The sequence below is a fragment of the Domibacillus aminovorans genome (assembly GCF_001643235.1).
Classification (GTDB): domain Bacteria; phylum Bacillota; class Bacilli; order Bacillales; family Domibacillaceae; genus Domibacillus; species Domibacillus aminovorans.
Genome location: NZ_LQWY01000034.1, coordinates 61,274 through 86,725 on the forward strand (window position 1 = coordinate 61,274; position 25,452 = coordinate 86,725).

The window sequence follows — 25,452 nt, forward strand, 5'->3', positions numbered from 1 at the left end:
ATGGGATTGATGATGAAACTATTTCAAAATATGGAAGAACGGAGCACATTTCTTGTACAAAGAAATGTGTTTTTTTAGTTATTATTGTGAACTTAATAAGAAATCTGTTTGGCAGGATGGAGGATTTGTCTATAAGTCGGTGTCAATTGACTGTAAACGTGGCATGGCCGCCTCAAAAACAGTGAATACTTGCACCTAACGCTTTTTGAATAGGCTTTTTTACACAATAGTGTTGATAAAATGAGCCAGAAATCAACAGAGGTATGTAACAGATTCTTTGAATAAATAAAAATATACAGGGCAAGCCTTGTAGTGAGAATGATGATAAAAGGAGATGAAGACATGTTTTCATTGCGCGGGGATGTTCATAAAATATATCTAAGGCTAAAAAAAGTATCGGGGGAGGAACATTCCCTTAATCAGATGAAGGAACTGAAGGAAATCGATGAAATTCAGCGTCTTTATCAATCCATTGATAGCAGTATATTAAAAAAAATTCACTATCGCATGATTAAAGAAAAAACGGGTTCGGGAACGATTCCGATTTTCGTCACTGCTATCCCGTGGCTTTGTTTTCTGTTTGCTAAACAGCTGCAACAATTTCTTTTCGCTGAAGGGGGCTTGCTTTGGGTTTTTTTTGTTTTCATTTATATTACGATCCTTTTTATCAGTGTCATTCTTCACTTTCATGAAAAATCATGGGCGGCTGTTCATATAGAAATCATTCAAGACATATTAGAGAAAAGAAATGAATAATCCTTTTACGGCCTCCACTCAGTCTGGAAGCCGATTTTTTTGGTTCAATTTAAAAAACTTGAATCGTTTTGTTATTTTATTTTCTCTAATAGGTAAGAAGAGGGAAAGAGAATGCTAATTGACGACGACAAAATCGAAGTTAGTAAAGCGCGCCAAAAAAGGCGATACCATGGAATTTTTTGGTTATTTATTTGCAGTTTATAATGAATCCTTAAAAAATATATACGGGCAGGAGAATATTTGAAAAATGGAATTAAGACAATTAGAATATTTCATGACATTATGCAGAGAGCTCCATTTTACAAGAGCAGCTGATAAACTCGGTATTACGCAACCAACTCTCAGCCATCAAATAAAAGCCCTTGAAGATGAAATTGGTATGCCATTATTTGACCGGTTGGGGAAAAAAATTGCTATTACTGACGTCGGATTGATCTTGTCTGAGCAATGCAAGAATATCTTTGGTGCACTTGATAATGCGAAAGAGCAGATAAATGAATTAAAAGAGATGACAAGTGGAAGTATTGCAATCGCAACTTTACCTGGTGAGTTAACAAATTTAGTCTCTACTTTATTATTAGATTTCCATAAAAATCATCCAGATGTAAAAGTAAGAGTGATCAGTTCTGATGATATAGTACAACTTGTTATGCAAAATAAAATAGATTTTGCTGTTACGATCGTTTCTTCAGAATTCTCTTCAGATGATGAAAGAATAATTAAAATCCCATTGTATGCGGATCGTGAGTTATCAATTATTCCTATCGTCCAACCATGCATTAGTCGAGAAGTGAGTCTAGTTTTACGTAAAGACAAATTTGTTGGATTTGGAACGAGAAAATTCATTGAGTTGCTTACCAATGAAATTATTAAGTTGAGATTCCCAATTACTGAAAAAAGTAAAGAGCAAATTAGAGAATTAACCACCATATAGTGCTTACAAAACTGAATATGAAATGGCTACATATCATAGATGGTGTCTATGATATGTATAGAAACCATAGTATTGTTATATAGTAGATGTGTTTATATAATCTAGTTAATCTTCTGAGCTAACTGAAGATTAACTAGATTATAGGAGGATACGGACTATGGTAAAAAATATTGCAGGAATTAAAATTCCTGATAGTAAAATGGCTATTGAAGCAGCAGATTTACTTCGTGAATATGGATCAGATTTGCTGTGGAATCATTCTAATCGTGTTTATCTATTTGGAGCAATACAAGGACAGGAAGTAGGTTTGAAGTATGATCTGGAATTACTTTATATTAGCGCTTTATTTCATGATTTAGGGCTTACAGAAAAATATAGTAGTCCGGATAAACGATTTGAAGTTGATGGGGCTAACGCTGCTCGTAGTTTTCTTCAGCAACACCATATTGATAATGAATCAATAAGACTGGTATGGGATGCAATTGCACTTCACACAACAATCGGAGTTGCTGAGCATAAAGAATCGGAAGTTGCATTACTTTATTCTGGAGTAGGACTTGATGTTATGGGAGACGGTTATAAGGAGTTTCCTGAAAAATTACGTGAAGAAATAGTAACTGCTTTCCCACGAGATAATTTCAAGAAGAAAATTCTTCCTGCTTTCCTTGAAGGTTTTAAACATAAGCCTGAGACAACGTTTGGAAATATAAAGTCAGATGTTTGTGAGCTTCTTCTTCCTGATTATAAGCGCCCAAGTTTTTGTGATTGTGTTTTACATTCTCCTTGGAACGAATAAATAATACATTAAAGGATGTACTTTACTCATACGCTATTGTTTTCACAACATTATGCAACGCGAAAAAGGATAGATCCGAGCAGACTATACCCGCTTGGATCTATCCTCTTTTTTCGCCTTTTATATCGTCATATTGTCAGTAAGCTATTTGCCGACCACTTTAGAGAAGTTCTTATCTTTTATTCTTGAGACGAATTACCTCTTGCTGAAGCCAATCTTCAAACACTAACCAATTCTCTTCCGCTGGACGCGTCAAGAATTCCTGGTAGCAAATGGAGTGGAGACCAGAGAGCATTCCATATGTTATTCCTTTATTAAATTCATCCTCTTGCTGCGTGTCCAATTCCCGAGACTTCATCCATTTTTCAATTAAGTGGACCTTTGCTTTTTCGTATTCTGTCATCCTTATACCCCCAGTTTATCCGTTTTGTTCACGAGTTCATTTTACCATATGACGATCAAAATACTCCACTCCTAATGACTAGGGGAACCATGAATTCTACCCCCATTATTAGTTGTTCAATGGGCAGTAGCTGAATGTTTTGACAAACATTTTATTTATAAAACATTGTCAGAAACGTTATTATTTTGGAGTGAATGTGATCGTGTATCGTTCACGTGTATTTGAACACAAAATTATATTATCCGAATGAATAAGAAGAAGTTTTGCAAATGAGTAAACGTTTTGACGGTACAGCCGTATTAGTGACAGGTGTAGGTTCTGGTTTAGGTCAATCGTTTGCTTTACAAGTCGCAAAAGAGAGTGCAAAACTTTCGTTAGTAGATTTAAATCATGATTCGTTAGAAGAAATGAAAAAAGATATTTTAGAAGAGACACCAGAAGCAGAGATCCTTCTCATTACAGCAGATGTGTCAAATGAAGAAGCCGTTCAAAACTATGTGAACGAAACAGTTGGATAGACTACACTGAGTTAGACAGAAAAATTAGGGTCAATTAAAATTATATTTAACAAAGTGGGATAAAGTTCGAGAATCCCTATAATTACAAAATCATTATAGTGATAATCGAACAAGAACTTAAGGATAAGGATCATTTGAAATTCATTAAACGAACGCAAAACTTAGATTTTAGTTTAAATGTAATCAACATACTTGGTGTCCATCCGATATAGAAGAATAGCCCGAACACATCATGTAATATTACGTAAGATATATTAGCTCCAATAGAAGGAATTATATTATATTAGGAGGTTATTTTTTTGGCTTGTGAATCATGTGATCAGCTAGTAGACTTTTGTTGTACTTTTGTTGTGCCAGAGGGGTTTACCACAGTACTAAACCCTGATGGGACCTATAAGGCTTCTGTGGCCTTTAACACGGATTGCTTATTCTGTAACACAGAAATTTGTGAATCAGAAATGACGATCCCTAACCCGTGTCCCCCAAATAATCCCTTGCTATGCCCAGTTATACTCAACCGCCTTGTGGTACAAGGGTCCATACGTTTCATTTCGTCCCTTGAAGTAATGGATAGTCAGGGAAATAGTAGTCACATTTGCTGCCATGGAGAAAGCTGTGTAGATAATATTCTTTTATACACTTGTCAAGATGTAGATCCGTGTGAAGGTTTTGACTTCACTAACATTGATGTAGTGAACCTAGATGTTGATCCGGCTAATTGTACAAACGCATGCGACACGATTTTAACGCTTAGAGGTCAATTTGATTTCTGTGTCCCATCAACGGCTACGTTTAGCAATCCTGCATCTATTACTATTCCAGCAGGAGGCACCGCGGGTCCAGCAAGTCCTTATCCTTCCGTAATTAATGTCGCTGGCCTAGACGGAACGATCACTAAAGTAACGGCTACCCTTAACGGATTTTCCCACACTTTCCCTTTGGATGTCGATGTGATGCTTGTAGCACCGGATGGAACAACGAATACCATTCTTATGTCAGACCCTGATTCCGGCACAGGTGTTACCAACCTTACTTTGACATTTGACGATGCAGCAACAAGCTCGGTTCCATGCGGCGGTCTTCTTACTACCGGCACTTATAAGCCTACCAACTGTCCTGGATTCTCTGACGCCTTCCCACCACCTGCTCCTGCCCCTAATCCTATTGTTGCATTAAGCAACTTTAATGGTTTAGCCCCGAATGGTGCGTGGAAGTTGTTCGTTGTAGACAATGCTGGTGGGGATGTAGGTTCCATCTCTGGAGGTTGGTCCATCACCATCACTACAACGTGCCCATAAAGAAAAAAAGTAAATAATCTAGCTATATGTGTCATTGGCGTTAAAAATATTCATGTAAAGACTGAAGATTAGGAACAATAAGGGATACTCTGTATAATACGGCTCCATACCATGAAACCGTATTATACAGAGTCCATCATTGTTCTTTTTCACTCAAAATGAAAGAAGGTATGAGATATGCATGAACAGCCATCTTCTTTACCCGGGGTACAGACCTCAGAGATGAAGGGGGAACAGACAGTATCCAAGAGGCCAAAACGGCGTGCTTCAAGCTGCGGATGCAATAAAAGAACCAATTCAGCCCTTTCTTCAAATGGTGTCAATAGACAACAAGTCCATTCTTTTCAAAACAACAAGGCCATCAACCAGCGAAAAAAAACGACCAATCCCCATACACCTATCATAAAACAGGATAACCTTACTCCAATAAAATCTGTATCTGAAGAACAACCGATTGTATCTCCAAAGGACAATAATGTGTCTTATACTCCCCAGCAAGAACAGCAAAGCCATGTTGAAGAAAGCAGCTCATTAAAGAAAGTGTTAAGGTATTGGAAGCAGCTTTCCTTTTTTCAATGGCTCATAAAGCGACATGATCTATAAATGGACCCCATGTCACCTTGGCAGTCAGCAGAAGTGACGAATTCTGCAAATGCGGAAAATGATAAAGAAAAGAGTGTCCCGAAATAACGAAAATTTCGTATTTGGGACACTCTTTTTTATGATTCCTGCAATTTGGACAGATCATACCGTTTGACCCGGACTGGATGCGTATCGATTTTCGAACACTATTACTAATCTTAGTATGTTTTCTTTGGTCTGAAAATTGAATCAAAAGCCCTGAGTTGTTTACCCAATCAAATTGATTTTTTCGGCATTATCTAAAAGTAACTTCAAAATAGGGAGTCAAATAAAATGATGGAAATTTCGTGGATTCACCTTGTTATTTTAATTTTGGCTGCATTTCGTTTTACCCGCCTAATCATGTATGATGAAATTACCTCGTTTATTCGTGCCCCATTTTTAACGATTACTACTGATTATGATGACAACGTGGAAATTACTCATAACATTGAAATTAAAGGTTCAGGGTTACGCTATTGGATTGGAACGTTACTTACGTGTCACTGGTGTGTAGGTATATGGTCTTCTATTATCATTGTAGCTCTTTATTATTACCTACCTTCCTCTTTTCCACTGTTATTAATGTTTGCAATTGCAGGAGCGGCTGCATTGATCGCATCTTATTTAGATAAATAAGAGGAGTTTGTCGATTTATCAACTTCGTAAATTGTCCCAAAATAATTCGTTCCCACTAGCGTTGCACAGAATCCAATATGAACAATATATTGGTTTTTTTTCATTAGCATTGCATAAACCTTGCGTAATGTCTTTCATTTAGTTTGCAAATCGTAGATAAATACTTACAACAGAAAAGAAGAATAAATCATGCTCATATAGACAAACTGAAAGTAAATGTAGAAGTCATCAAACATGTCACTTATTTGACAGGTTGCACAAATAACTAATTGAAGAAAATAAGGGAGGTGTGCCCTGTGAATGATGCGAATTGCGACTTTTCGCCGATGAGACAAAGGCTAAAAGAAGATATGCGCCAAGTTATCACGACACTACAGGACAATTTAGAAGCAATGGATGACGAAGACTATTGTCTTCTAGGGAATATTGAAAAAGTGAAAGACCGATTTGTACATATTGAAATGAAAGCTGCTACCTTTTATTTAAACTGTTATTTGTCTCCGTTTACAGACAAATACCCGGAACTATCAAGATGTTTACAAAATATGTCCAATTCGAGACATGGCGGTTTAATTGTTATTACACGGGAAGATTCTCTTGATTCTTTCATTCAACCGGGTATTTCAATAGGAGCGGAATTGACCCATTCATTATTAGAATCAATTTTTTTCCCAGGAAACCCACTCCATGATGGTGCTGTCATCGTACGTCTTAATCAGATCGATTCCGCCGCAAATGTCCTTCCACTTTCAGACAGATATACAGGTGATAAAAAACTGGGTACGAGACATCGCGCTGCTTTAGGATTAAGCGAACGATGTGATGCCCTCGTTCTCGTCGTCTCTGAAGAAACAGGGAAAGTTTCATTTGCCTTAAATGGCGAACTTTACCCCATTACGGCACCCTAGTTTCGACGGTTGATCAAGGTGCCCGTACAGGATGGAATGGGGGCCACCGCTTTTTCACAAATAAATATCGAAGTCATCTCTTTTATGAGGATAGATGATTTGACAAACCCTTTTTGTACGTTTAAAATCACTTTGAATATGAGATATTTGCATTCAGATTAATTTAAGGAAAAACACTTAGGAGGAAAGAATGTAATGATAAAAGATTTGTATACAGCTATTAAAGAAAGACGTTCTTATTATGGGATCAACAAAGAGGTACAAGTATCGGATGAAAGACTAAAAGAAATTGTTGAATTTGCTGTGAAATATACACCATCAGCTTTCAACTCTCAATCGGCACGTCTTGTTGTATTAACAGGTGAAGCACATGATAAATTATGGGACATTACGACGGAAACGTTAAGACAAGTCGTTGGAGAAGGCGATTTTGAAGGCACTCAACAAAAAATGGATTCGTTTAAATCAGGTTACGGAACTGTATTATTCTTTGAAGATGAATTGGTTGTGAAGTCTCTTCAAGAACAATTTGCTTCATACGCTGACAATTTCCCCATCTGGTCAAACCAAGCATCGGGTATGCATCAATTTGTTGTATGGACAGCTTTGGAAGCAGAAGGATTAGGAGCATCTTTACAGCATTATAATCCGCTGATTGATGATGAAGTGAAAAATGAATGGAACATCCCGAATAACTGGAAACTGATTGCACAAATGCCATTTGGTCATCCAACGGCTTCAGTAGGTGAAAAAGAATTCCAGACGCTTGAAGACCGTGTTAAATTTTACAAATAAAATAAAATGTCTGGTGAGGAATACTCATCAGACATTTTTTATTTTAAGAGGATTTGAAGGAGAGATAAACGTGAATGAAAATTAGATGGGAAAAATAATGTTGTTTTAATGGAGCGATGACAAAGGCAACACCTACCGTAATCCAAGAAAGTGTAGCTATACCGCACAACCCATATAAAAAATAATAGGAATGAGGTAATCAAAGATGAGTGCCATGAAAGTTGGTGTAATAGGAATAGGAAATATGGGGAGATCACATGCTCTTCAATTAGACAAAGGATTAATTGATGGAGCTACGTTAACGGCTGTTTGCGGTCGGAAAGATCAAATCGAATGGGTGAAAAATAATATGACAGGCGAAGTGCAATGTTTCGAAGACGAAGAAGCCTTTTTTAATGAATCACGTATTGAGGCCGTCATTATTGCGACACCGCATTATAGTCACCCTGAATTGGCTATAAAAGCTTTTGCTAAAGGGATAAATGTTCTTCTTGAAAAGCCAGCCGGTGTTTATACAAAAAATGTGTTGGAAATGAATGAAGCAGCTGCATCGAGCGGCAAAGTATTTGGCATGATGTATAACCAGCGTACAAATCCCCTGTATCAAAAATTACGTGAGCTCATTCAATCAGGTGAACTAGGCGAAATTAAACGGACCAATTGGATTGTGACCGATTGGTACCGTTCACAAAGCTATTACGATTCAAGTAGATGGAGAGCCACATGGAAAGGTGAAGGCGGAGGTGTCTTATTAAACCAAGCACCTCACCAATTAGACTTGTGGCAATGGACGACAGGTCTGATGCCAAAACGTGTTCATGCATTTAGTCGTTATGGAAAATATCACGATATTGAAGTAGAAGACGATGTAACCGCGTATGTCGAATATGAAAATGGGGCGACCGGTGTGTTTATCGCCTCAACAGGTGAAGCGCCAGGGACCAATCGTTTTGAAATCGTTGGCGACCGTGGGAAAATGGTTATTGAAAATGAAGAACTTACTTTTTATCGCTTAACACAATCAGAACGTGAATTTAATGCATCGTATACAGGAGGGTTTGGCGAGCCGGAATGTTGGAAAATAGACATTCCCGTAAAAGGGGAGAACTCTGGTCATAGAGGGATTATTCAAAATTGGACAGATGCGATAGTGAAAGGTACGCCGTTACTTGCACCAGGAGAAGAAGGAATAAAGGGATTAGAAATGACGAATGCCATTTACTTATCATCTTGGTTAAATCAAACGATAGAATGGCCCATTGATGCAGACTTGTATTATGAAAAATTACAAGAAAAAATCAATCAGTCAACAATCGAAAAAAAGAATGGATCGAACATGACATGAAGAAATAAAAATGAAAACAACATGAATGGATAAGGATAGAAAACTCAGTTGCCACTTTTTTCTTATATATCTAAAATTCAAGAATACTAAGTTGAAAATATATGTGATATTAGGATAAAGTAGCTATTACAGGGTGATTTTAGAAAGGAAGTTAATGGTTGCTCTTTTCTAAAAGGAGAATCAAGTGTGGCGAAAGGAGAGATAGATGTGAATGAAAAAAAAGTAGTTGGTGAAAAAGCAGTAGAATTCATTAAAGATGGCATGGTAGTGGGGCTTGGTACAGGATCAACCGTGTATTATACGATCATCAAGCTGGGACAACTCGTGAAAGAAGGACTCTTGATTCAAGGAATACCGACATCGGTTCAAACAGAGGAATTAGCCAAAAAAGTAGGGATTCCATTAGTACATTTTAAAGAGATTGAGCAGATTGATGTCGCTATTGATGGGGCTGATGAAGTCGATACTCATTTAAACTTAATTAAAGGTGGGGGTGGAGCTCTTCTAAGAGAGAAAATCATCGCCAAAGCAGCTAAAACATTTATTGTTGTGGCGACACCTTCTAAAATGGTGGAAACATTAGGGGCATTTCGACTTCCGGTAGAAGTTGTTCCATTTGGTGCTGAATTGACAGAGAAACATATTCGTGAACTAGGGTGCGATCCTTATTTGCGTCAATTAGAAGGCACTCCCTATAAGACGGATAATGGCAACTATATTATTGACTGTGTCTTCTCGGAAATATCAGAGGCCAAAAGATTGGAAGAAAAGCTGAATATGCTTCCAGGTGTAGTCGAAAATGGCTTATTTGTTGGAATGTCCGATATTGTCATTTCTTTAGACCAGAACAAGGATGTTATGTTAATTAAGCGATAACAACGTTTTAAATGAAAAGAAAAAGAGGTTATACATATTCTTTGCAGAGGAGCAGATTAGGATGAACTATCGTCGTCTCGGAAAGAGTGGACTTGAAGTATCGGTATTAGGACTAGGAACAAATGCATTTGGAAAACGGGCTGATCAAGATACGTCCATAAAGATCATCCACCAAGCGTTGGACAGCGGCATTAATTTTATCGACACGGCGAACATTTATGCGAATGCCGAATCGGAGAGAATCATTGGAGAGGCTCTCGGCGGAGGAAAGCGCCAGAACGTTGTATTAGCGACAAAAGCTGGTTTAGTGAAAGGAAAAGGGCCTAATGAAAGTGGTTCATCCCGCTATCATTTGCAACAGGAGCTGGAAAACAGTCTTAGACGTTTAAAAACAGATTATATTGATTTGTATCAAATCCATACATTTGATCCGTATACTCCGCTTGACGAAACGTTACGTACGTTAGATGATATGGTTCATTCAGGAAAGGTTCGTTATATTGGGGCATCTAATTATGCAGCGTGGGAGTTAATGAAAGCGCTCGGTGTCAGCGAAAACAAAGGATATAGTCGGTATATTTCAACTCAATCCAGTTATTCTCTCGCAGATCGGACACCTGAAAACGAACTGATTCCGCTATGTGTAGACCAAGGTGTAGGGATCATCCCGTATTTTCCGTTAGCTGGAGGCATCTTAAGTGGAAAGTATAGCTTAACGAATAAAACGCCTGTACATTCGAGAGCGGATACGGATCCCAACTTTCGTAAATTTCTTGCGGAAAGAACGATCAATCTAGGAGAAAAGGTAAGTAAACTAGCGGCGGAACACGGTCATACTTCCAGTGCAATGTCGCTTGCCTGGCTCATGGATCGACCTGCTGTCTCGACCGTGATTGTGGGTGCTACGCATACCGATCAGTTAGAAGATAACTTGAAGAGTCTAGGCATTCATCTCGATTCAGAAATAACAAAAAAATTGGATGAAATCAGCAATCCATTTTGTTATGGTGAGCCATTCGCTCTTTATCGTCTGTCCTAAATAACTTCTTCTTAATATATACCTATGTATGACTAGTGAAGCATAGGTGGGACTGTCCCACAAGTCGGTGACAACTGACTTGGGACAGTCCTTTTTTGTATTAAGGAAGCAATGAAAATGAAAACCCAACACCAAACCCGACAAGAATCATATAAAGGGAAAGTGGTAGTCGGGCTGTATGAGGTGTCTCATCGGCACCATTCCGATTGAATACGCGATTACGGAGATCATCATAATGTTTCAATAGGCCATTTTTGTCTGCAATCTTTGTTGCACGCATAATACGTTGATATATTTGGTTATTATTTGGGGATATAAAACTTAAGCATATTGAAACTGGTTTTTTCGTTTGAACCCTAGGGTATAGACAGATATGTATGAATATCATGATTTTGATAAAAGGAGTTGTTTCATTTGAATAAATTAACATTGGAAGTGGCAAAAAAGCTAATTGAAGCTTCTGAGAAAGAAGCGGAAAAACGCAATATAGCTATGGTGATTACTGTTTTAGATGATGGTGGTAATTTAATAGCGTCTCACCGAATGGATGATGCTTGGCTTGCGAGTATCGATATTTCTCAAAATAAGGCCTGGACATCTGTTGCTTTAAAAACGAAGACAGAAGAATTAGAAGAAGTAACAGTACCCAAAACGGAGCTGTACGGATTAAATACAACAAATGATGGAAGAATTGTTGTATTTGGCGGTGGCCTTCCTTTAACAGTGAATAAAAAGATCATTGGTGCTGTAGGTGTTAGCGGAAGCTCCGTTGACGATGATATGAAAGTCGCACAAGCTGCTGTCAAAGCATTTGAAGAGATAATAAGCGCATAGTTTTAGTTTTTTATCAGTTGTTATATTCAATGGAATGAAAAATTTCAGGCATGATATAGATGTTTAGCTACTAAATATAGAGGCTATTATAATAAAGAATCTTTTTTGAAAACAAATTTAACAAAAGAGGTGGATGAATCATGGTACAAACAGAAATGTATCATACAAATGACACAGTGAAGGAAACGGGTAAATATATTTGTACGTCAGAAGCAGTGAAAGAACTGCAAAAAGGGGATGCATTCCCACATTGTCCGAAAACAAATGAACTGACTACATGGCGGCATGTAGACGATGAACAAAAAAACGGACCATCAGGCCGTTATATCGATGAAAATGATATAGAGTCGGATTTGAAAAGCGGACTCACATTCCCAACCCCTGACAAATCTGTCGATGACCTTGGTGACGAGGTGAACGTCGAAAGCGGACTCAGATTCCCAACACCTCAGAAATCAGGCAAGTCCATAGACTGATAAAGGAGGGATCAGGAAGAGCACAAAAGACATGAGGCGTCATTCGTTTTCAAGAACGGAATATGATTCTTCTATGAAAAGATCACTTCTTCGGAGGTGATCTTTCTCTATTTTGAATGAAGTTTCACTTTATTGTGCTGCTCCGATATATGCAGCATGGCATGATATAATTAAGAAAAAATACGACAGGCTTCTCTTGAACGAACTGGACAAGCCTGTTGAAGAAGAGGGAGGTGTAGAAAAATAGGCAGACAAGTTAAATTTGGCGAACAAGAACTCACGTTAAACCTTACCGGTGCTACTGCTTTTTTTGCTTTAAAACAAAGCGTTCACATGTCTTACCGTATGATCAAAAGTGTTTCAGTCGATTATTTTGATGCTCCTCTATGGATGTTACGGATGCCGGGTACGTCCATTTCTCCATTACATATTTACGAAGGCAACTATAAATATCGAAATGAATGGTATTTTCTATCTTATGAACGTCGGGAACCACTCGTCATCATTGAGTTGGAAGGACATAAAAAGTACAACTACGTTATTTTTCAAATTGATCATCCTCATGAGGTTGCTTCAGAGCTGCGGGTGCGTTCTAAGAAATGAAAAAATGTCTTTCTTTTAAAAGTTAATGTTCCGTTACTGGAAAAAGAAGAGAGAAGCGGGTTCCCTTGCCTACTTCGCTTTCTACTTTAATTTCACCTTGCATGGCTTTCATACTGCTATACATCACCATCGTTCCAAGACCTGTTCCTTTTACTTTTGTCGTATAATACGGTGTTCCTAACCGTTCCATTTGTTCATCAGTCATTCCTATGCCTGTATCTGTTACGGTTATGACCGCTTTCTCATTGATCTTCTGCAAATGAATGTGCAGCTTTCCACCGTCAGGCATCGATTCTATTCCATTTTTAATGAGGTTAATGAGACACTGATGAAGTTGTTGCTTTTCCCCGGAAACATAAATGTCCATACCATTTTGACATTCAATCATGACATTGTTTATCTCAGCAAAAGGATTGACGATATTGGCGATATAATCTAATTCCTTCTTTAAGTCTAATCGTTCTACATGATCTAATGATGGTTTAGCAAAGGCGAGGTAATCTGTAATCGTTGCCTCCGCTTTATTTAATGCTTCCATAGAGAAATTAATATACAATTTCTTTTCTTTCTCTGTCAGATCGGGATCCCGCAATAGTTGAATAAATCCTCTTGTCACCGTAAGGGGGTTCCTTACTTCGTGGGAAATACTTGCCGCAAGTTCACTAACGGTTTTTAGCTTTTCAAACTTCCTTATTTCTTTAGATAGAATGGCATTCCTTCTTGAATTTTCGTTAAAAACGACAAAAAATAGGATTCCAATCGGTTGAATGATAAGAGAAGTAATATAAATGATAAAATAATCCATGGTGATGTTTTCTGGCATCAATAAAACGAACTTTGTTATCCTAGAAAACAACTCAAAGAAAGAAGCTAATAGGGCTAGATATACTTTCTTTCTCATCGTAACGGTCTTATTAAACATAGGAATGATCCACCATAATGAAATAAGTAACAGACAATAGATGATTAAGGTCGTATCCGTATCAGGAGTATTTAAAAAAAATCGATAGGTCACTAGAATAAAAGTTAAAAAAACAGTTACCCTACGCCCACCATAAAGTGCCCCGATAATAAAAGGAATTTGCAGGAAATCCAGGCTATAACCAGTAGGGAGGGTAATGGGAAAGATCATACATAGAACGATGGAAATCCCTGAGACAAGCGCAATGATCAGTTCATTCGTTAATGTATTCGCTTTTCTTTCAATGAATTTAAAATAAATAGAGAAACAAAAATAAACCAAAAAAATATTTAACAAAAAGGTTTGTAGGTTATCAAATGCAGTAGACATATACGATTACTCCTATCCTTTCGCGAACGTGGCATGGAAACGGAATTAATTCACTGGCAAATAAAGAGATACATAGTGAATCAAATAGTATGCTAGGCAATTTTCCTTATTATCCTATAAAGAACAGTGGAAACCTATCCTTTTTCTTCGTCAAATTATGACAAAAGCAGACTGCCATAATGTTGCACTGCCCATTCTAGTAAAAGCATCGTGGAAAATTAAATCCCTACTAGACATTATGTAGTAAACTATTTTGTTGCTTTTTTTGTTGTAACCAACGACAATAGTCAAAAAGAAAAAGAATGTAAAATACATGCTCAACGGGTGCGTTTCTACGATAAAGTAGGAATGCTTTTTTATTAAAAGACAGATTAGTTGAAGAAAGACAGGTTAATCCAATGAAATAATTTTTGGTAACATGATGTAAGATGCAAGTAAAATAGACGGAGGTTTTTGACATGAATCATCTCATTGTTTATGCACATCCATACGCTGACAGTTTTAATCACGCTATCTTAGAAACGACCGTTCAGGCATTAAAGAAAAACAGTCACGAAGTAGTGGTGCGTGATTTGTATGCACTGGATTTTTATCCTGTCTTGAAACCAGGAGATACGGCTGCGATGAAAGCAGGGAAAACACCGAAAGATATTAAAACGGAACAAGAGTTTATTACGCAAGCCGATGTCATTACCTTTATTTATCCGATTTGGTGGACAGGCCTTCCGGCCATTTTAAAAGGGTACGTGGATCGCGTGTTTGCCTATGATTTTGCTTATTCTGCTGATGAAAAAGGGAACGTCCAGTTATTGACGGGTAAGAAAGGCTTTATTATCAATACGCATGATTATTCCAATGAAGTATACGATGAAATGGGGATGACGGCAGGATTAAAAGTCACGTCTGATATGGGGATCTTTGACTTCTGTGGAATTGAACCTGTCGAACATTTATTTTTTGGAAGTGTCGGTCAAGTAGATGATGAAGCCTATAAAGGAATGTTAAAGAAAGTGGAAGATACCGTTCATTCTATTTTTCCGTAAATGTGTAGACCGTACTTTCAAGACGAAAGAAGGTTTAGATGTTTTCATATTTGGGCATCCTCTACATTAGGTGCATATTTCGACTGCGGTACTTAACCAAGCTTGACAGACCTCATCGCACCTGTGAGGTCTTTCTTTATGAATTTTAGACGAATTGATCAAACGACAGGTGTCCCTTTGCAGGGATGCCTGTTTTTCTTTATCTGTAGGCTCTCTTCATGAATAATGTTGAAGTGCTCCTTCAGCTAAATGGACGGAATAGTTGAAAAAAGAAATGGGGGATGAAAACAAGATAAATAAACGAACTCAATCGCCGTACCGTTCTTTTTGTGTTAAAAAATGTTGTAAAAAGTCATTTAGAACCGTTTTTTACAATTCTACAAGATCCGTTCAAATTATAATCATGATACAACAAAAGCAGTAGCATAATAGCTAAAAGACAGGTACAGAAACGAGATTATGGAAATATGAGTATATTTTAAAAAGAGGAATGTAAGCGTTATAAGAAAAGAATGGAGGAGTTACATTATGAAGATTGAACAATTGAAACATTTTTTAACATGACTAGCACATGAGATTTGGCGCTAGTATCTACAATTTTGAAAAGCAATTAAAATAATAAAACCATGTTTCTAATCTAAAAAATAAAAAGGAGCAAATCAAATGGAAGCGATAAAAATAGAGAATTCAACTGAAAATCGGGAGGAATCAACTAAAAAACGGACGAAGGCCTCTCTTTATCAAACGGTATGGAGGTGGCACTTTTATGCGGGTCTTATTTTTTCTCCATTTCTTATCATTCTAGCTTTTAGTGGCGGTGTCTATTTATTTAAACCACAAATTGAATCTGTGCTTTATAAAGATTTGTATTATGTTCAAGAAGAAAGTGCATCTACTGTAGCACCTTCTGCACAAATAGAAAAAATAAAGGAAAGCTACCCTGAGGCTACTATTTCCTCATTTAAAACGTACGATGATCCTTCTCGAACAAATGAAATTAGCATAATGGAGAACGAACAAGCTTTGTCTGTTTTTATCAATCCTTATAACGGAGAAATAACGGGTTCATTAAACAATGACGAAAAGTTAACGACGATATTTAAAAAGCTGCATAGTGAATTAATTGTGGGTGGTACATTTGCCAATCGGTTGGTAGAGCTTGCGGCATGCTGGGCTGTTATTTTACTTATCACTGGATTATATATATGGTGGCCAAGAAATAAAGCATCCATATGGGGGACCATCTTGCCGAGGTTTACAAAAAACCGTAGAATCTTTTGGCGGGATATGCATGCCGTACCAGCATTCTGGTTATCTGCAGGTATTTTGATTTTAATTGCAACTGGACTTCCATGGTCAGGCGTGATGGGAGAACAAATTGGAAAATTGGCGGTAGCACCCCAATTTGCCTATAGTTGGGGAGAAAAACCGGAATCCGTTACGTATACGGAAGATGTCGCAGAAGATGTTCCATGGGCAAATGAGAAATTACCCGTTCCTTCTTCATCAGCAGGTGAATATGTTCCTTTAACGCTGGAAGAAGTGACTAGCATAGCAAGTAATGAAAACATTAAAAAGCCGTATACAATATCGTTTCCAGAAGGTGAAAAAGGAGTCTACACGATTTCAACTTCGGAAACGCCTAAAAACTCAGCAACTGTCCATGCTGACCAATACAGTGGGGCTATTTTGAGTGATGTTCGCTTTAATGATTTTGGATTTGGCGCAAAAATGGTTTCACTTGGAATCGCTCTTCATGAGGGGCAGCTGTTCGGTTTAGCCAATCAAATTATCGGTCTTATCGTTTGTTTAGGTCTCATTGGTGTAGTAATTAGTTCGTTCATTATGTGGCGTAAACGAAAACCTGAAGGGAAATTAGGATCACCTGCCAAATCAAAAGATAAAAAGATTACGAGAACAGTATTCTTTATTATGTTAGTGATGGGCATCATTATGCCACTGGTAGGGATTTCTATTATTATTGTCTTTTTATTAGATCGTTTCATCCTACCAAAAATAAAACCATTAAAAGCGTGGACAAGTTAAGATAGCGGAGGAAAATAAGTTGAATAAAATCATTTCAAGTATGGCATTGCTCTTTATTATGCTCTTCATTTCAGCATGTACAGGAAACACGGATTCAGCCGATGATACGACGACTCCTAAAGCAGTAGAAGTCGAGATTCTTTTGCCAGAAGAGATCTCTCTAAATGAAGAAAGTATATTGAAGGTTCGATTAACGCAAGATCAAGAAAACGTAGAAGATGCAGAAGATGTGCAATTTGAAATATGGAAAGCAAACAGTCAAGAAGAAAGTGAACTAATTGAAGCGAAGTATGAAAAAGAGGGAATCTATAGTGTCAAAAAAACCTTTCAAGAAGATGGAATCTATTATGTTCAAACCCATGTGACAGCCAGTGGCATGCATGTCATGCCGAAGAAACAATTCGTTGTAGGAAATGTTTCGGAAGAGGAACTAAACTCCCTTAAAGAAGAACCTCAAACTCAAGGGGGAAGTCAGGGTCATAGTCATCATTAAATGACGGCAAACGATTTATACGTGGAGAAATGGCGTTATTTATATACAGAGTACGTTTATTAACACCATGATGAAAAAATAACTTCGTTTAACAAACGAAAAAACCCGGAGAGACATTCAACTTCTCTCCGGATTTTTTTATTGCACAAAAGAGATTGATTTCTTCACTAGCTCTATTTTTCGTTTCTTGGATCATTCTATAAAACGCTAAGTTTTTCGTCCCGCACATCACTAATAAACATATGACCAGGGGCATGAGTAATCATCAATGAAGGTTTACTTTGTAAGGCAACTGCTTGGGGTGTCACGCCACAAGCCCAAAATACCGGAATCTCCCCATCCTTAATAGTGACTGCATCACCGAAATCAGGTTTTGAGATATCAGCTATGCCAAGTTGACTTGGATCACCGATATGAATAGGTGATCCGTGTACAGAAGGAAAGCGAGTTGTAATTTGAATGGCGCGAATCGCATCTTCATGCGACATTGGACGCATGCTTACAACAGTTGGCCCTTCAAATACACCTGCTTTTTCACATGGAATATTCGTTTTATACATAGGAACGTTACAGTTTTCTTCGATATGTCGAATAGGTATACCACTTTCAATGAGTGGTGTTTCAAATGTAAAACTACACCCTAGTAAGAAGCCGACCATATCATCTTCCCAATATTCTGTGATGTCTGTCACTTCTTCCGTGTAAATACCATCCTTATAAATCCGATACTTAGGAATGTCCTTTCGAATATCCGCCTCTTTAGCAATTTTACTCGGGTGGAAAGAGCCAGGTTCCGTCACATCCAATAAAGGACAGGGCTTCGGATTTCGCTGGCAGAACAGCAAGAAATCAAAGGCATATTCTTTCTTTAAAATAACTAAATTGGCTTGTGTAAATCCTTTTGACATACCTGCCGTTGGCCCCGTAATATCTTGTTTACGGATGAGTTCCCTTATCTTGTTTGGAGCCAAATATTCATAATTTAACATGTGTAGACTCCCCTTTAAAAATCATCACTTCTTATTTAAAAAGTAATGGGATTTGTTCAATTAATGTCATGATTCCTAAATACCCCATGACGACTACGACGAATCCGCCTGAAATCGTTAACCATAGCGGATGTTTATAATCCCCAACGATATTTTTCTTGTAAGCAGCTATTAACAGCGTTCCTAGAGCAATTGGTAAAATAAGAGCATTCAAAGCCCCAACTAATAATAAAATATTAACGGGTCGTCCAACAAAGGCAAACGTTACAGTTGATACTAAAATAAATAAAATAATAATCCAATTATGATACTTTTCGATTACTGGACTGAACGAACGAATAAAGGAAACAGATGTATAAGCGGCACCTACAACAGACGTAATCGCAGCTGCCCACATAATCACACCAAACATTCGATAACCGATATCACCCGCAGCAAGTTGGAACACTGAAGCTGGAGGGTTTTCCGGATCAATAGCAAGACCTTGAGACACAACTCCGAGTACAGCTAAAAATAATGCGACACGCATGACACCTGTAACGACGATACCTGTTACAGAACTTTTCGTCACTTCAGGTAATGATTCAACCCCTTTTATCCCTGCATCTAAAAGACGATGCCCACCAGCGAATGTAATGTATCCTCCTACCGTTCCTCCAACGAGTGTTACGATGGCAAATATACTAATTTTTTCAGGAACGAACGTATTAGCAATTGCTTCTCCAACAGGTGGCGATGTAATGAATGCCACATATAACATTAAGATGATCATAACGAAACCGGCGATTTGAGCCACTTTGTCCATTGCTTTACCAGCTTCTTTAAATACGAAAATAAAGATAGCAAATGCTGCACTAATAATCGCACCTGTAATAGGATCAATTCCAAGCATGGCATTTAATCCAAGGCCTGCTCCGGCGACATTTCCAATATTAAATGCAAGACCGCCTATTACGATAATAATTGCTAAAAACACACCTAGTCCAGGTAAAACCTTGTTAGCAATTTCTTGTCCACGCAATCCTGATACAGCAATAATTCTCCAAACATTCATTTGAGCAAAAACATCTAAAAGCAATGAAATTAAAATAACAAACGCAAAGCTTGCGGCCAATTGCTGAGTAAAGACCGTCGTTTGAGTTAGAAATCCAGGACCAATCGATGATGTAGCCATTAAAAAAGCGGCACCAAGCAAGACACTCCTACTTACTTTCTTTTTAGCTTTAACTGCTCCGTTCTTCTGTTCTGTCATAAAGGTGTCCCCATTCTATTCGATAATTGATGAAACAATAATCTTATTATTTTCTAACGTTTCTTTAATATACTTCGCAAAAGCAAGTGCATGTTCACCATCTCCATGAATGCAAACGGTGTCTGCTTTTAAAGAAACTTCTGTATTTTGTTGAGAAGTGACTTTTCCTTCTGTCACCATTTTCACCACTTGAGACACCGATTGTTCTTCATCTGTTATTAAAGCGTCAGACTGCGAACGAGAAGTTAACGTACCGTCAGATTGATATGTACGATCAGCAAAAACTTCGTGTGCTGTCCGTAAGCCGATCTTTTCTCCTGCTTTTGTCAATTCACTTCCAGCAAGTCCAAATAAAACTAAAGATGGCGAAACGTCATAGACAGCTTGGGCAATAGCTTCAGCAAGCTTCGTGTCTTTAGCTGACATATTGTACAACGCTCCATGCGGTTTAACGTGCTGCATCGTTTCATTACATGTGGATAAGAACCCTTGAAGAGCACCAATTTGATAAACAACCATATCATATGCTTCTTGCGGTGTAATTTTCATTTCGCGGCGTCCGAATCCATTTAAATCCGGCAGACCGGGGTGGGCACCAATTTTCACGTTATTTTCAATGGCAAGCTTGACCGTTTCCCTCATCACGCTCGGATCGCCTGCGTGAAAACCACACGCAATATTCGCTGATGTTACATATTTCAATATTTCTTGTTGTTCACTGAGTGTATATCGACCATAACTTTCCCCTAAATCACAATTCAAATCTACTTTAAACATCCTTTTCCCCTCCAAATAGTTTAGTTAGATTCTTATCCACCTTTAAATAAAGGTAAGCGTTTACAAAATAAAAACATGAATAATAAGTTCCGAATTAAGGAACAGTAGTTTTGAAATGCAAATTTATTTTAACATAAAAAAAAATGTCTGAATAGACACCATTATCGAATTTATTGAAAATACCGAAATGAGCTACTTTTGAAATTTCCACACTTGTTTTTTTATTTTTTGATAATTATAATTTAAATAGTCCATTTTTAAGAACTTTAGTACCGAATTTTGAAACCATTGGAGGTGTTGAAAATGAGTCATTGTTTCACTGAAGTCATCATGAAACCTTTAGGTGATTCCGCACTGATTGTCCAGCTTGGCGAGGGAATAAGCCCGTCTATTCACCAAAAAGTTCAAGCGTTGTCCATGTTGTTGAATACTTATCCTTTTGATGGTTTTATTGAATCTGTACCGGCTTTTAATAATATTACAATCCATTACGATCCGGTATTAGTGCATCATACACAATTAAATAACCTTGCAAATAATCAGTCATCATTGACTTCTTTTCAAATAGTTTGTTCGAATATAAATGAATTAATTCAACAAATTGATGACACACAAAAAGTTGAAGCAAGACTAGTTGAGATTCCAGTTTTATATGGCGGTGAATATGGCCCTGATTTAGATGATGTAGCAGCGTATCATAAGATATCACCAGAAGATGTGATTCGAATACATACTCAAAGTGATTGTTTAGTTTATATGTTAGGGTTTGCTCCAGGCTTTCCATTTATGGGGGGAATGGATGAAAGAATTTCAACGCCTCGCAGAGAAACTCCCCGGTTATCGATTGCACCCGGGTCAGTTGGAATAGCCGGAAAACAAACCGGTGTTTATCCATTAGAAACACCTGGAGGCTGGCAAATTATTGGGCGTACTCCGTTAGATTTATTTCGTCCAGATCTTTCACCGCCGACATTGCTGCAAGCTGGAGACAAGATCAAATTTGTCCAAATTTCTCCTGAGGAATATCACTCATATAAGGAGATGAAGCGATGACTGTAAAAGTACTTAATCAGGGACTGCTGACAAGTATACAAGACTTGGGAAGATATGGTTCTCAAAAATATGGGGTAATTGTTAGTGGAGCGATGGATAAATATTCGCTAAGAGTGGCAAATTTACTAGTAGGGAATAATGAAAATGAAGGCGCTTTAGAGGTTACCTTGTTGGGTACGTCCCTTCAATTTGAAAAAGATATGTTAATCGCGATAACAGGCGGGGATTTACTTGCTTCCATTGATGGCGAAAAAGCACCAACGTGGCGGCCTATATTAGTGAGAAAAGGTTCTGTATTGCAATTCAAATCTCCTTTAAAAGGATGCCGGGCATATGTAGCTTTCGCTGGAGGTATCGCTGTTCAAGAAGTAATGGGAAGCAAAAGCACATACCTTCGTGCAGGAATAGGCGGATTTAAAGGCAGAGCTTTGCAAAAAGATGATGTCATCACATGCAGTGAAATGAATGAATTCAGTACTTTGTTATTTAATAAATTAAATAAGAGAAATGGCAGCTTTAGGTGGACAGTCAATTACGATGTACTCATCAATTTACAGCAAACTCAAACGATACGGGTAATAAGAGGCACGGAGTTTGACCGATTTGATGAAAAAAGTAAAAGAACACTTTTTAATGAACCGTATACATTAACGACTCAAGCCGATCGGATGGGCTATCGAATGGAAGGTCCTCCGCTCTCTTTAGCAAAGGAATTTGAATTACTATCTGAAGGCGTCACACACGGAACTATTCAAGTACCCCCAAACGGAAATCCAATTATTCTAATGGCGGACCGTCAAACAACAGGTGGTTATCCAAAAATCGCTCAAATTATTTCTGCTGATTTGCCGAGTATGGGGCAGTTACAACCGACTGCTAAAATACATTTTAAGGAAATTTCACATGAAGAAGCAGAGATTGAATTATTAAAGAAAGAACAAATAATAAATGAGATAAAAACGGGTATCCGCTTTAAAGGACTTTATATATGAGAGGGAATGACATAATGAAAGTAAATGAGTTCAAAGAATTAATTGAGTTAATTGAGCAGTCTTCTATAGATGTACTTAAGTTAGAGAAAAAAGATATAAAATTATATTTTCAAAAACGAAATGCGGCGAATGTGACAATTGATTTAACAGAACAAGTATCTCAAGCAGTCCGAGTGGTTACACCGGATGAAACGATAGTGGAATCAGTACAGCCTGCCTCAAATGAAGATGACGGTTTGCATCAAATCAAGTCTCCTATGGTTGGCACTTTTTATTTGCGTTCAAATCCAGACGCAGAACCATTTGTTCAAGTAGGAGCAGTGATTGAAAAAAAACAACCAGTTTGTGTTTTAGAGGCGATGAAGTTATTTAATGAAGTTGAATCAGATGTTGATGGAGAAATTATAGAAATATTAGCTAAAGATGGACAAATCATTGAGTTTGGACAACCTTTATTTATTGTAAAGGTGAGTGGCTAACATGCTAAAGAAAGTATTGATCGCCAATCGCGGAGAAATAGCTGTTCGCATTATTAGGGCGTGCAAAGAGATGGATATACAAACAGTTGCTGTCTATTCTGAGGCAGATAAGGATGCCCTTCACGTAAAGCTAGCAGATGAAGCATATTGTATAGGCAGTGCTCCGTCAAAAGAAAGCTACCTTAACATCGTTAATATCATAAGTATTGCAACGATAACTGGAGTCGATGGAATACATCCTGGTTACGGATTTCTAGCAGAAAATGCCGATTTCGCTGAATTATGTCGTGAGTGCCATATTGCATTTATCGGCCCCTCTCCAGAAGCAATTCAAAAAATGGGCATCAAAGATGTGGCTAGAGATACGATGAAAGAAGCTGGCGTTCCAATCGTGCCCGGTTCAGATGGAATAATAAAAGATGAAGGGGAAGGTTTAAAGATTGCTGAAAAAATAGGCTTTCCAGTGATCATTAAAGCGACAGCAGGCGGCGGTGGAAAGGGAATACGTGTTGCACATGATCGAGAGGAATTAAAAAAAGGGATAAAAGTAACACAACAGGAAGCTGAAACGGCCTTTGGAAATCCAGGAGTTTATTTAGAAAAATTTATCGAAGACTTTCGTCATGTAGAAATTCAAATCATGGCGGATTCATATGGAAATGTCATACATCTAGGCGAACGTGATTGTACGATTCAACGAAGAATGCAAAAATTAATAGAGGAAACTCCATCACCGGCTATTTCGGCCGAAACCCGAGAAAAAATGGGTGAAGCGGCGATTCTAGCGGCAAAGGCAGTTGATTATATGGGCGCTGGTACAGTTGAGTTTATATACGATTACAAAGAAGATACATTCTATTTCATGGAGATGAATACTCGTATTCAAGTAGAACATCCGATAACAGAAATGGTCACTGGAGTCGATTTGATTAAAGAACAGATTCGAGTAGCTTCCCGTTATCCATTACAAATAAAGCAAGAAGATGTAACCATGACTGGATGGTCGATTGAATGTAGAATTAATGCTGAAAATCCAGCCAAAAACTTCATGCCTTCACCAGGAGAAATAAAAGAATATAATTTGCCTGGTGGTTTTGGGGTTCGAGTTGATTCTGCTGTATATGCAGGATATAAAATACCACCATTTTATGATTCAATGATTGCAAAATTAATTGTACATGGCAGCACAAGAGAAGAAGCGATTAAGAAAATGATTCGTGCTTTAGATGAGTTTACTGTAGAAGGCGTTTCAACAACGATTCCATTCCATAAAGCACTTTTACAAAATGAAGTGTTTTTAAGTGGAAACTTTAATACGAATTTTCTTGAAACATATAGTTTAGATATAGAAGAAATCTGAAACTGAAAACATCCCCTATTTATTCCTCAAAAACAGGTTAATAGAGGATGTTTTTTATGTTTTGATATAGCCTAATCGTTCAGAAATTTGCTCAGCTGCTCGCTTTGCTTTTTCTACAAAAATAGGTATATTTTCATTTTGGTAATTTGCTTCAATACCGGCAATACTAACCCCAGCAATCACGTCCCCTTTATGATCAAAGATGGGGGCAGCGATGGCAGATGTATGATTCTCTAATTCAGAATGACTAATCGTGTAACCATCTTTTTGAGCTTGTCTAATCGTATTATATAAACATTCCTTATCGGTGATCGTTCCCATCGCAAAAGGTTGTAGTTCAATCGATTCAATATATTTATCAATTTCCGGACCCGGTAAAAAAGATAAAATGACTCGAGAACAGGCGCCAGCATATAAGGGACTTCTTCTGCCGATTGCAGTATATAAACGAACTTTTTGATTCGTATCGATTTTTTCAATATACATTGCTTCATTACTTTGTTTAACAATTAGATTAACAGCTTCATTTACATCATCATGCAGCTCTTGCATAATGGGTAAGGCAATTTGTCGAACATCAAGCCTTGAAGAAACTAAATGACCGAAATTAAGAAAGAGTAGACCTAAACGATACTTTGAATCTGTCCCCTTCTCTAACAACCCCATTTCCTCTAAAGACATTAACATACGATAGACAGATGTTTTCGGAATGCCAGATAAACCAATAATTTCTTGAAATGTTAATTGTGCATGGTCTATAAATAAATTTAAAATATCCATTGAACGGACAACAGGAGAGCGTAAAATATCTTGTGTAAATGAATAAACAGAAAAAG

The 25,452-nt window shown here is 37.6% G+C and carries 29 protein-coding genes; 21 read left to right on the forward strand and 8 right to left on the reverse strand.

Annotated features, from left to right (window positions below; genetic code table 11):
* Window positions 1–342 precede the first annotated feature (342 nt).
* From AWH49_RS12175 to AWH49_RS12185, 3 genes are all read left to right on the forward strand, one after another.
* Entirely contained in the window at window positions 343–756 is a 414-nt protein-coding gene (locus AWH49_RS12175) for a hypothetical protein (protein WP_063965932.1), read from the forward strand.
* 247 nt (window positions 757–1,003) lie between these two features.
* The gene (locus AWH49_RS12180) at window positions 1,004–1,690 is read left to right on the forward strand and encodes a LysR family transcriptional regulator (RefSeq protein WP_063965933.1); all 687 of its coding nucleotides are present in this window, start codon (window positions 1,004–1,006) and stop codon (window positions 1,688–1,690) included.
* A gap of 157 nt (window positions 1,691–1,847) precedes the next feature.
* A complete protein-coding gene (locus AWH49_RS12185; protein ID WP_063965934.1) occupies window positions 1,848–2,486 on the forward strand; it encodes an HD domain-containing protein in 639 nt (212 codons plus the stop codon).
* A 172-nt stretch (window positions 2,487–2,658) separates the two neighbouring features.
* On the opposite strand, the gene AWH49_RS12190 is transcribed toward AWH49_RS12185, so the two are convergent.
* Window positions 2,659–2,889: a hypothetical protein gene (locus tag AWH49_RS12190; RefSeq protein ID WP_018392004.1), complete on the reverse strand. Its 231-nt coding sequence runs from the start codon at window positions 2,887–2,889 to the stop codon at window positions 2,659–2,661.
* Window positions 2,890–3,158: 269 nt separating this feature from the next.
* Here AWH49_RS12190 and AWH49_RS12195 point away from each other — a divergent pair, with 269 nt between their 5' ends.
* Window positions 3,159–3,407, forward strand: a complete 249-nt coding sequence (locus AWH49_RS12195) for an SDR family NAD(P)-dependent oxidoreductase (RefSeq protein ID WP_063965935.1) — start codon at window positions 3,159–3,161, stop codon at window positions 3,405–3,407.
* A gap of 850 nt (window positions 3,408–4,257) precedes the next feature.
* Here the strand turns inward: AWH49_RS12195 and AWH49_RS20060 are convergent.
* Together AWH49_RS20060 and AWH49_RS20065 are read right to left on the reverse strand one after the other, a co-directional pair.
* A complete protein-coding gene (locus tag AWH49_RS20060; protein ID WP_157723721.1) occupies window positions 4,258–4,503 on the reverse strand; it encodes a hypothetical protein in 246 nt (81 codons plus the stop codon).
* Window positions 4,504–4,680, reverse strand: a complete 177-nt coding sequence (locus AWH49_RS20065) for a hypothetical protein (protein ID WP_169815995.1) — start codon at window positions 4,678–4,680, stop codon at window positions 4,504–4,506.
* A 202-nt stretch (window positions 4,681–4,882) separates the two neighbouring features.
* Here AWH49_RS20065 and AWH49_RS12205 point away from each other — a divergent pair, with 202 nt between their 5' ends.
* The 10 genes from AWH49_RS12205 (at window position 4,883) to AWH49_RS12250 (ending at window position 12,841) form a co-directional block, all read left to right on the forward strand.
* Window positions 4,883–5,308: a hypothetical protein gene (locus tag AWH49_RS12205; RefSeq protein ID WP_063965937.1), complete on the forward strand. Its 426-nt coding sequence runs from the start codon at window positions 4,883–4,885 to the stop codon at window positions 5,306–5,308.
* Window positions 5,309–5,620: 312 nt separating this feature from the next.
* The gene (locus AWH49_RS12210) at window positions 5,621–5,965 is read left to right on the forward strand and encodes a DUF1360 domain-containing protein (protein WP_063965938.1); all 345 of its coding nucleotides are present in this window, start codon (window positions 5,621–5,623) and stop codon (window positions 5,963–5,965) included.
* Between the two features lie 296 nt (window positions 5,966–6,261).
* The gene (cdaS, locus tag AWH49_RS12215; RefSeq protein ID WP_063965939.1) at window positions 6,262–6,873 is read left to right on the forward strand and encodes a sporulation-specific diadenylate cyclase CdaS; all 612 of its coding nucleotides are present in this window, start codon (window positions 6,262–6,264) and stop codon (window positions 6,871–6,873) included.
* Between the two features lie 195 nt (window positions 6,874–7,068).
* A complete protein-coding gene (locus AWH49_RS12220) occupies window positions 7,069–7,668 on the forward strand; it encodes a nitroreductase family protein (RefSeq protein WP_063965940.1) in 600 nt (199 codons plus the stop codon).
* 205 nt (window positions 7,669–7,873) lie between these two features.
* A complete protein-coding gene (locus AWH49_RS12225; protein WP_063965941.1) occupies window positions 7,874–9,013 on the forward strand; it encodes a Gfo/Idh/MocA family protein in 1,140 nt (379 codons plus the stop codon).
* Between the two features lie 207 nt (window positions 9,014–9,220).
* Entirely contained in the window at window positions 9,221–9,889 is a 669-nt protein-coding gene (gene rpiA / locus AWH49_RS12230) for a ribose-5-phosphate isomerase RpiA (RefSeq protein ID WP_063965958.1), read from the forward strand.
* Between the two features lie 61 nt (window positions 9,890–9,950).
* A complete protein-coding gene (locus AWH49_RS12235) occupies window positions 9,951–10,928 on the forward strand; it encodes an aldo/keto reductase (protein WP_018392014.1) in 978 nt (325 codons plus the stop codon).
* 414 nt (window positions 10,929–11,342) lie between these two features.
* Window positions 11,343–11,762, forward strand: a complete 420-nt coding sequence (locus AWH49_RS12240; RefSeq protein ID WP_063965942.1) for a GlcG/HbpS family heme-binding protein — start codon at window positions 11,343–11,345, stop codon at window positions 11,760–11,762.
* A 140-nt stretch (window positions 11,763–11,902) separates the two neighbouring features.
* On the forward strand, window positions 11,903–12,238 hold the full coding sequence (locus tag AWH49_RS12245) for a hypothetical protein (RefSeq protein WP_063965943.1): 336 nt from the start codon (window positions 11,903–11,905) through the stop codon (window positions 12,236–12,238).
* Window positions 12,239–12,481: 243 nt separating this feature from the next.
* The gene (locus tag AWH49_RS12250) at window positions 12,482–12,841 is read left to right on the forward strand and encodes a hypothetical protein (protein ID WP_063965944.1); all 360 of its coding nucleotides are present in this window, start codon (window positions 12,482–12,484) and stop codon (window positions 12,839–12,841) included.
* Between the two features lie 22 nt (window positions 12,842–12,863).
* On the opposite strand, the gene AWH49_RS12255 is transcribed toward AWH49_RS12250, so the two are convergent.
* On the reverse strand, window positions 12,864–14,132 hold the full coding sequence (locus AWH49_RS12255) for an ATP-binding protein (RefSeq protein WP_063965945.1): 1,269 nt from the start codon (window positions 14,130–14,132) through the stop codon (window positions 12,864–12,866).
* Window positions 14,133–14,590: 458 nt separating this feature from the next.
* Here AWH49_RS12255 and AWH49_RS12260 point away from each other — a divergent pair, with 458 nt between their 5' ends.
* From AWH49_RS12260 to AWH49_RS12270, 3 genes are all read left to right on the forward strand, one after another.
* Window positions 14,591–15,175 (forward strand): NAD(P)H-dependent oxidoreductase, encoded by a 585-nt coding sequence (locus AWH49_RS12260; RefSeq protein ID WP_063965946.1) that lies wholly within the window; start codon window positions 14,591–14,593, stop codon window positions 15,173–15,175.
* Window positions 15,176–15,838: 663 nt separating this feature from the next.
* Window positions 15,839–17,221, forward strand: coding sequence for a PepSY-associated TM helix domain-containing protein (locus tag AWH49_RS12265; RefSeq protein WP_063965947.1), 1,383 nt, complete (start codon window positions 15,839–15,841; stop codon window positions 17,219–17,221).
* Between the two features lie 19 nt (window positions 17,222–17,240).
* Window positions 17,241–17,714: a FixH family protein gene (locus tag AWH49_RS12270; RefSeq protein WP_082862817.1), complete on the forward strand. Its 474-nt coding sequence runs from the start codon at window positions 17,241–17,243 to the stop codon at window positions 17,712–17,714.
* A 197-nt stretch (window positions 17,715–17,911) separates the two neighbouring features.
* On the opposite strand, the gene AWH49_RS12275 is transcribed toward AWH49_RS12270, so the two are convergent.
* From AWH49_RS12275 to AWH49_RS12285, 3 genes are read right to left on the reverse strand one after another with little or no spacing between them, the layout of a single operon-like run.
* Window positions 17,912–18,703, reverse strand: a complete 792-nt coding sequence (locus tag AWH49_RS12275; RefSeq protein WP_063965948.1) for a putative hydro-lyase — start codon at window positions 18,701–18,703, stop codon at window positions 17,912–17,914.
* Window positions 18,704–18,734: 31 nt separating this feature from the next.
* The gene (locus AWH49_RS12280; RefSeq protein WP_063965949.1) at window positions 18,735–19,955 is read right to left on the reverse strand and encodes an NRAMP family divalent metal transporter; all 1,221 of its coding nucleotides are present in this window, start codon (window positions 19,953–19,955) and stop codon (window positions 18,735–18,737) included.
* Window positions 19,956–19,970: 15 nt separating this feature from the next.
* Window positions 19,971–20,732, reverse strand: a complete 762-nt coding sequence (locus AWH49_RS12285) for a LamB/YcsF family protein (protein ID WP_063965950.1) — start codon at window positions 20,730–20,732, stop codon at window positions 19,971–19,973.
* 303 nt (window positions 20,733–21,035) lie between these two features.
* Between AWH49_RS12285 and pxpB the strand changes: the two genes are divergently transcribed.
* Genes pxpB through accC form a run of 4 tightly spaced genes read left to right on the forward strand, consistent with a single transcriptional unit; the run spans window position 21,036 to window position 24,616 of the window.
* A complete protein-coding gene (gene pxpB / locus AWH49_RS12290; protein ID WP_063965951.1) occupies window positions 21,036–21,785 on the forward strand; it encodes a 5-oxoprolinase subunit PxpB in 750 nt (249 codons plus the stop codon).
* The gene (locus AWH49_RS12295; protein WP_063965952.1) at window positions 21,782–22,777 is read left to right on the forward strand and encodes a 5-oxoprolinase subunit C family protein; all 996 of its coding nucleotides are present in this window, start codon (window positions 21,782–21,784) and stop codon (window positions 22,775–22,777) included. The genes pxpB and AWH49_RS12295 overlap by 4 nt, the downstream gene beginning before the upstream one ends.
* A gap of 14 nt (window positions 22,778–22,791) precedes the next feature.
* Entirely contained in the window at window positions 22,792–23,256 is a 465-nt protein-coding gene (accB, locus tag AWH49_RS12300; RefSeq protein WP_082862818.1) for an acetyl-CoA carboxylase biotin carboxyl carrier protein, read from the forward strand.
* Window position 23,257: 1 nt separating this feature from the next.
* Window positions 23,258–24,616 (forward strand): acetyl-CoA carboxylase biotin carboxylase subunit, encoded by a 1,359-nt coding sequence (gene accC, locus AWH49_RS12305; RefSeq protein WP_063965953.1) that lies wholly within the window; start codon window positions 23,258–23,260, stop codon window positions 24,614–24,616.
* A 54-nt stretch (window positions 24,617–24,670) separates the two neighbouring features.
* Here the strand turns inward: accC and AWH49_RS12310 are convergent, their stop codons facing one another.
* Window positions 24,671–25,396, reverse strand: coding sequence for an IclR family transcriptional regulator (locus tag AWH49_RS12310; protein WP_063965961.1), 726 nt, complete (start codon window positions 25,394–25,396; stop codon window positions 24,671–24,673).
* Window positions 25,397–25,452: the final 56 nt, after the last annotated feature.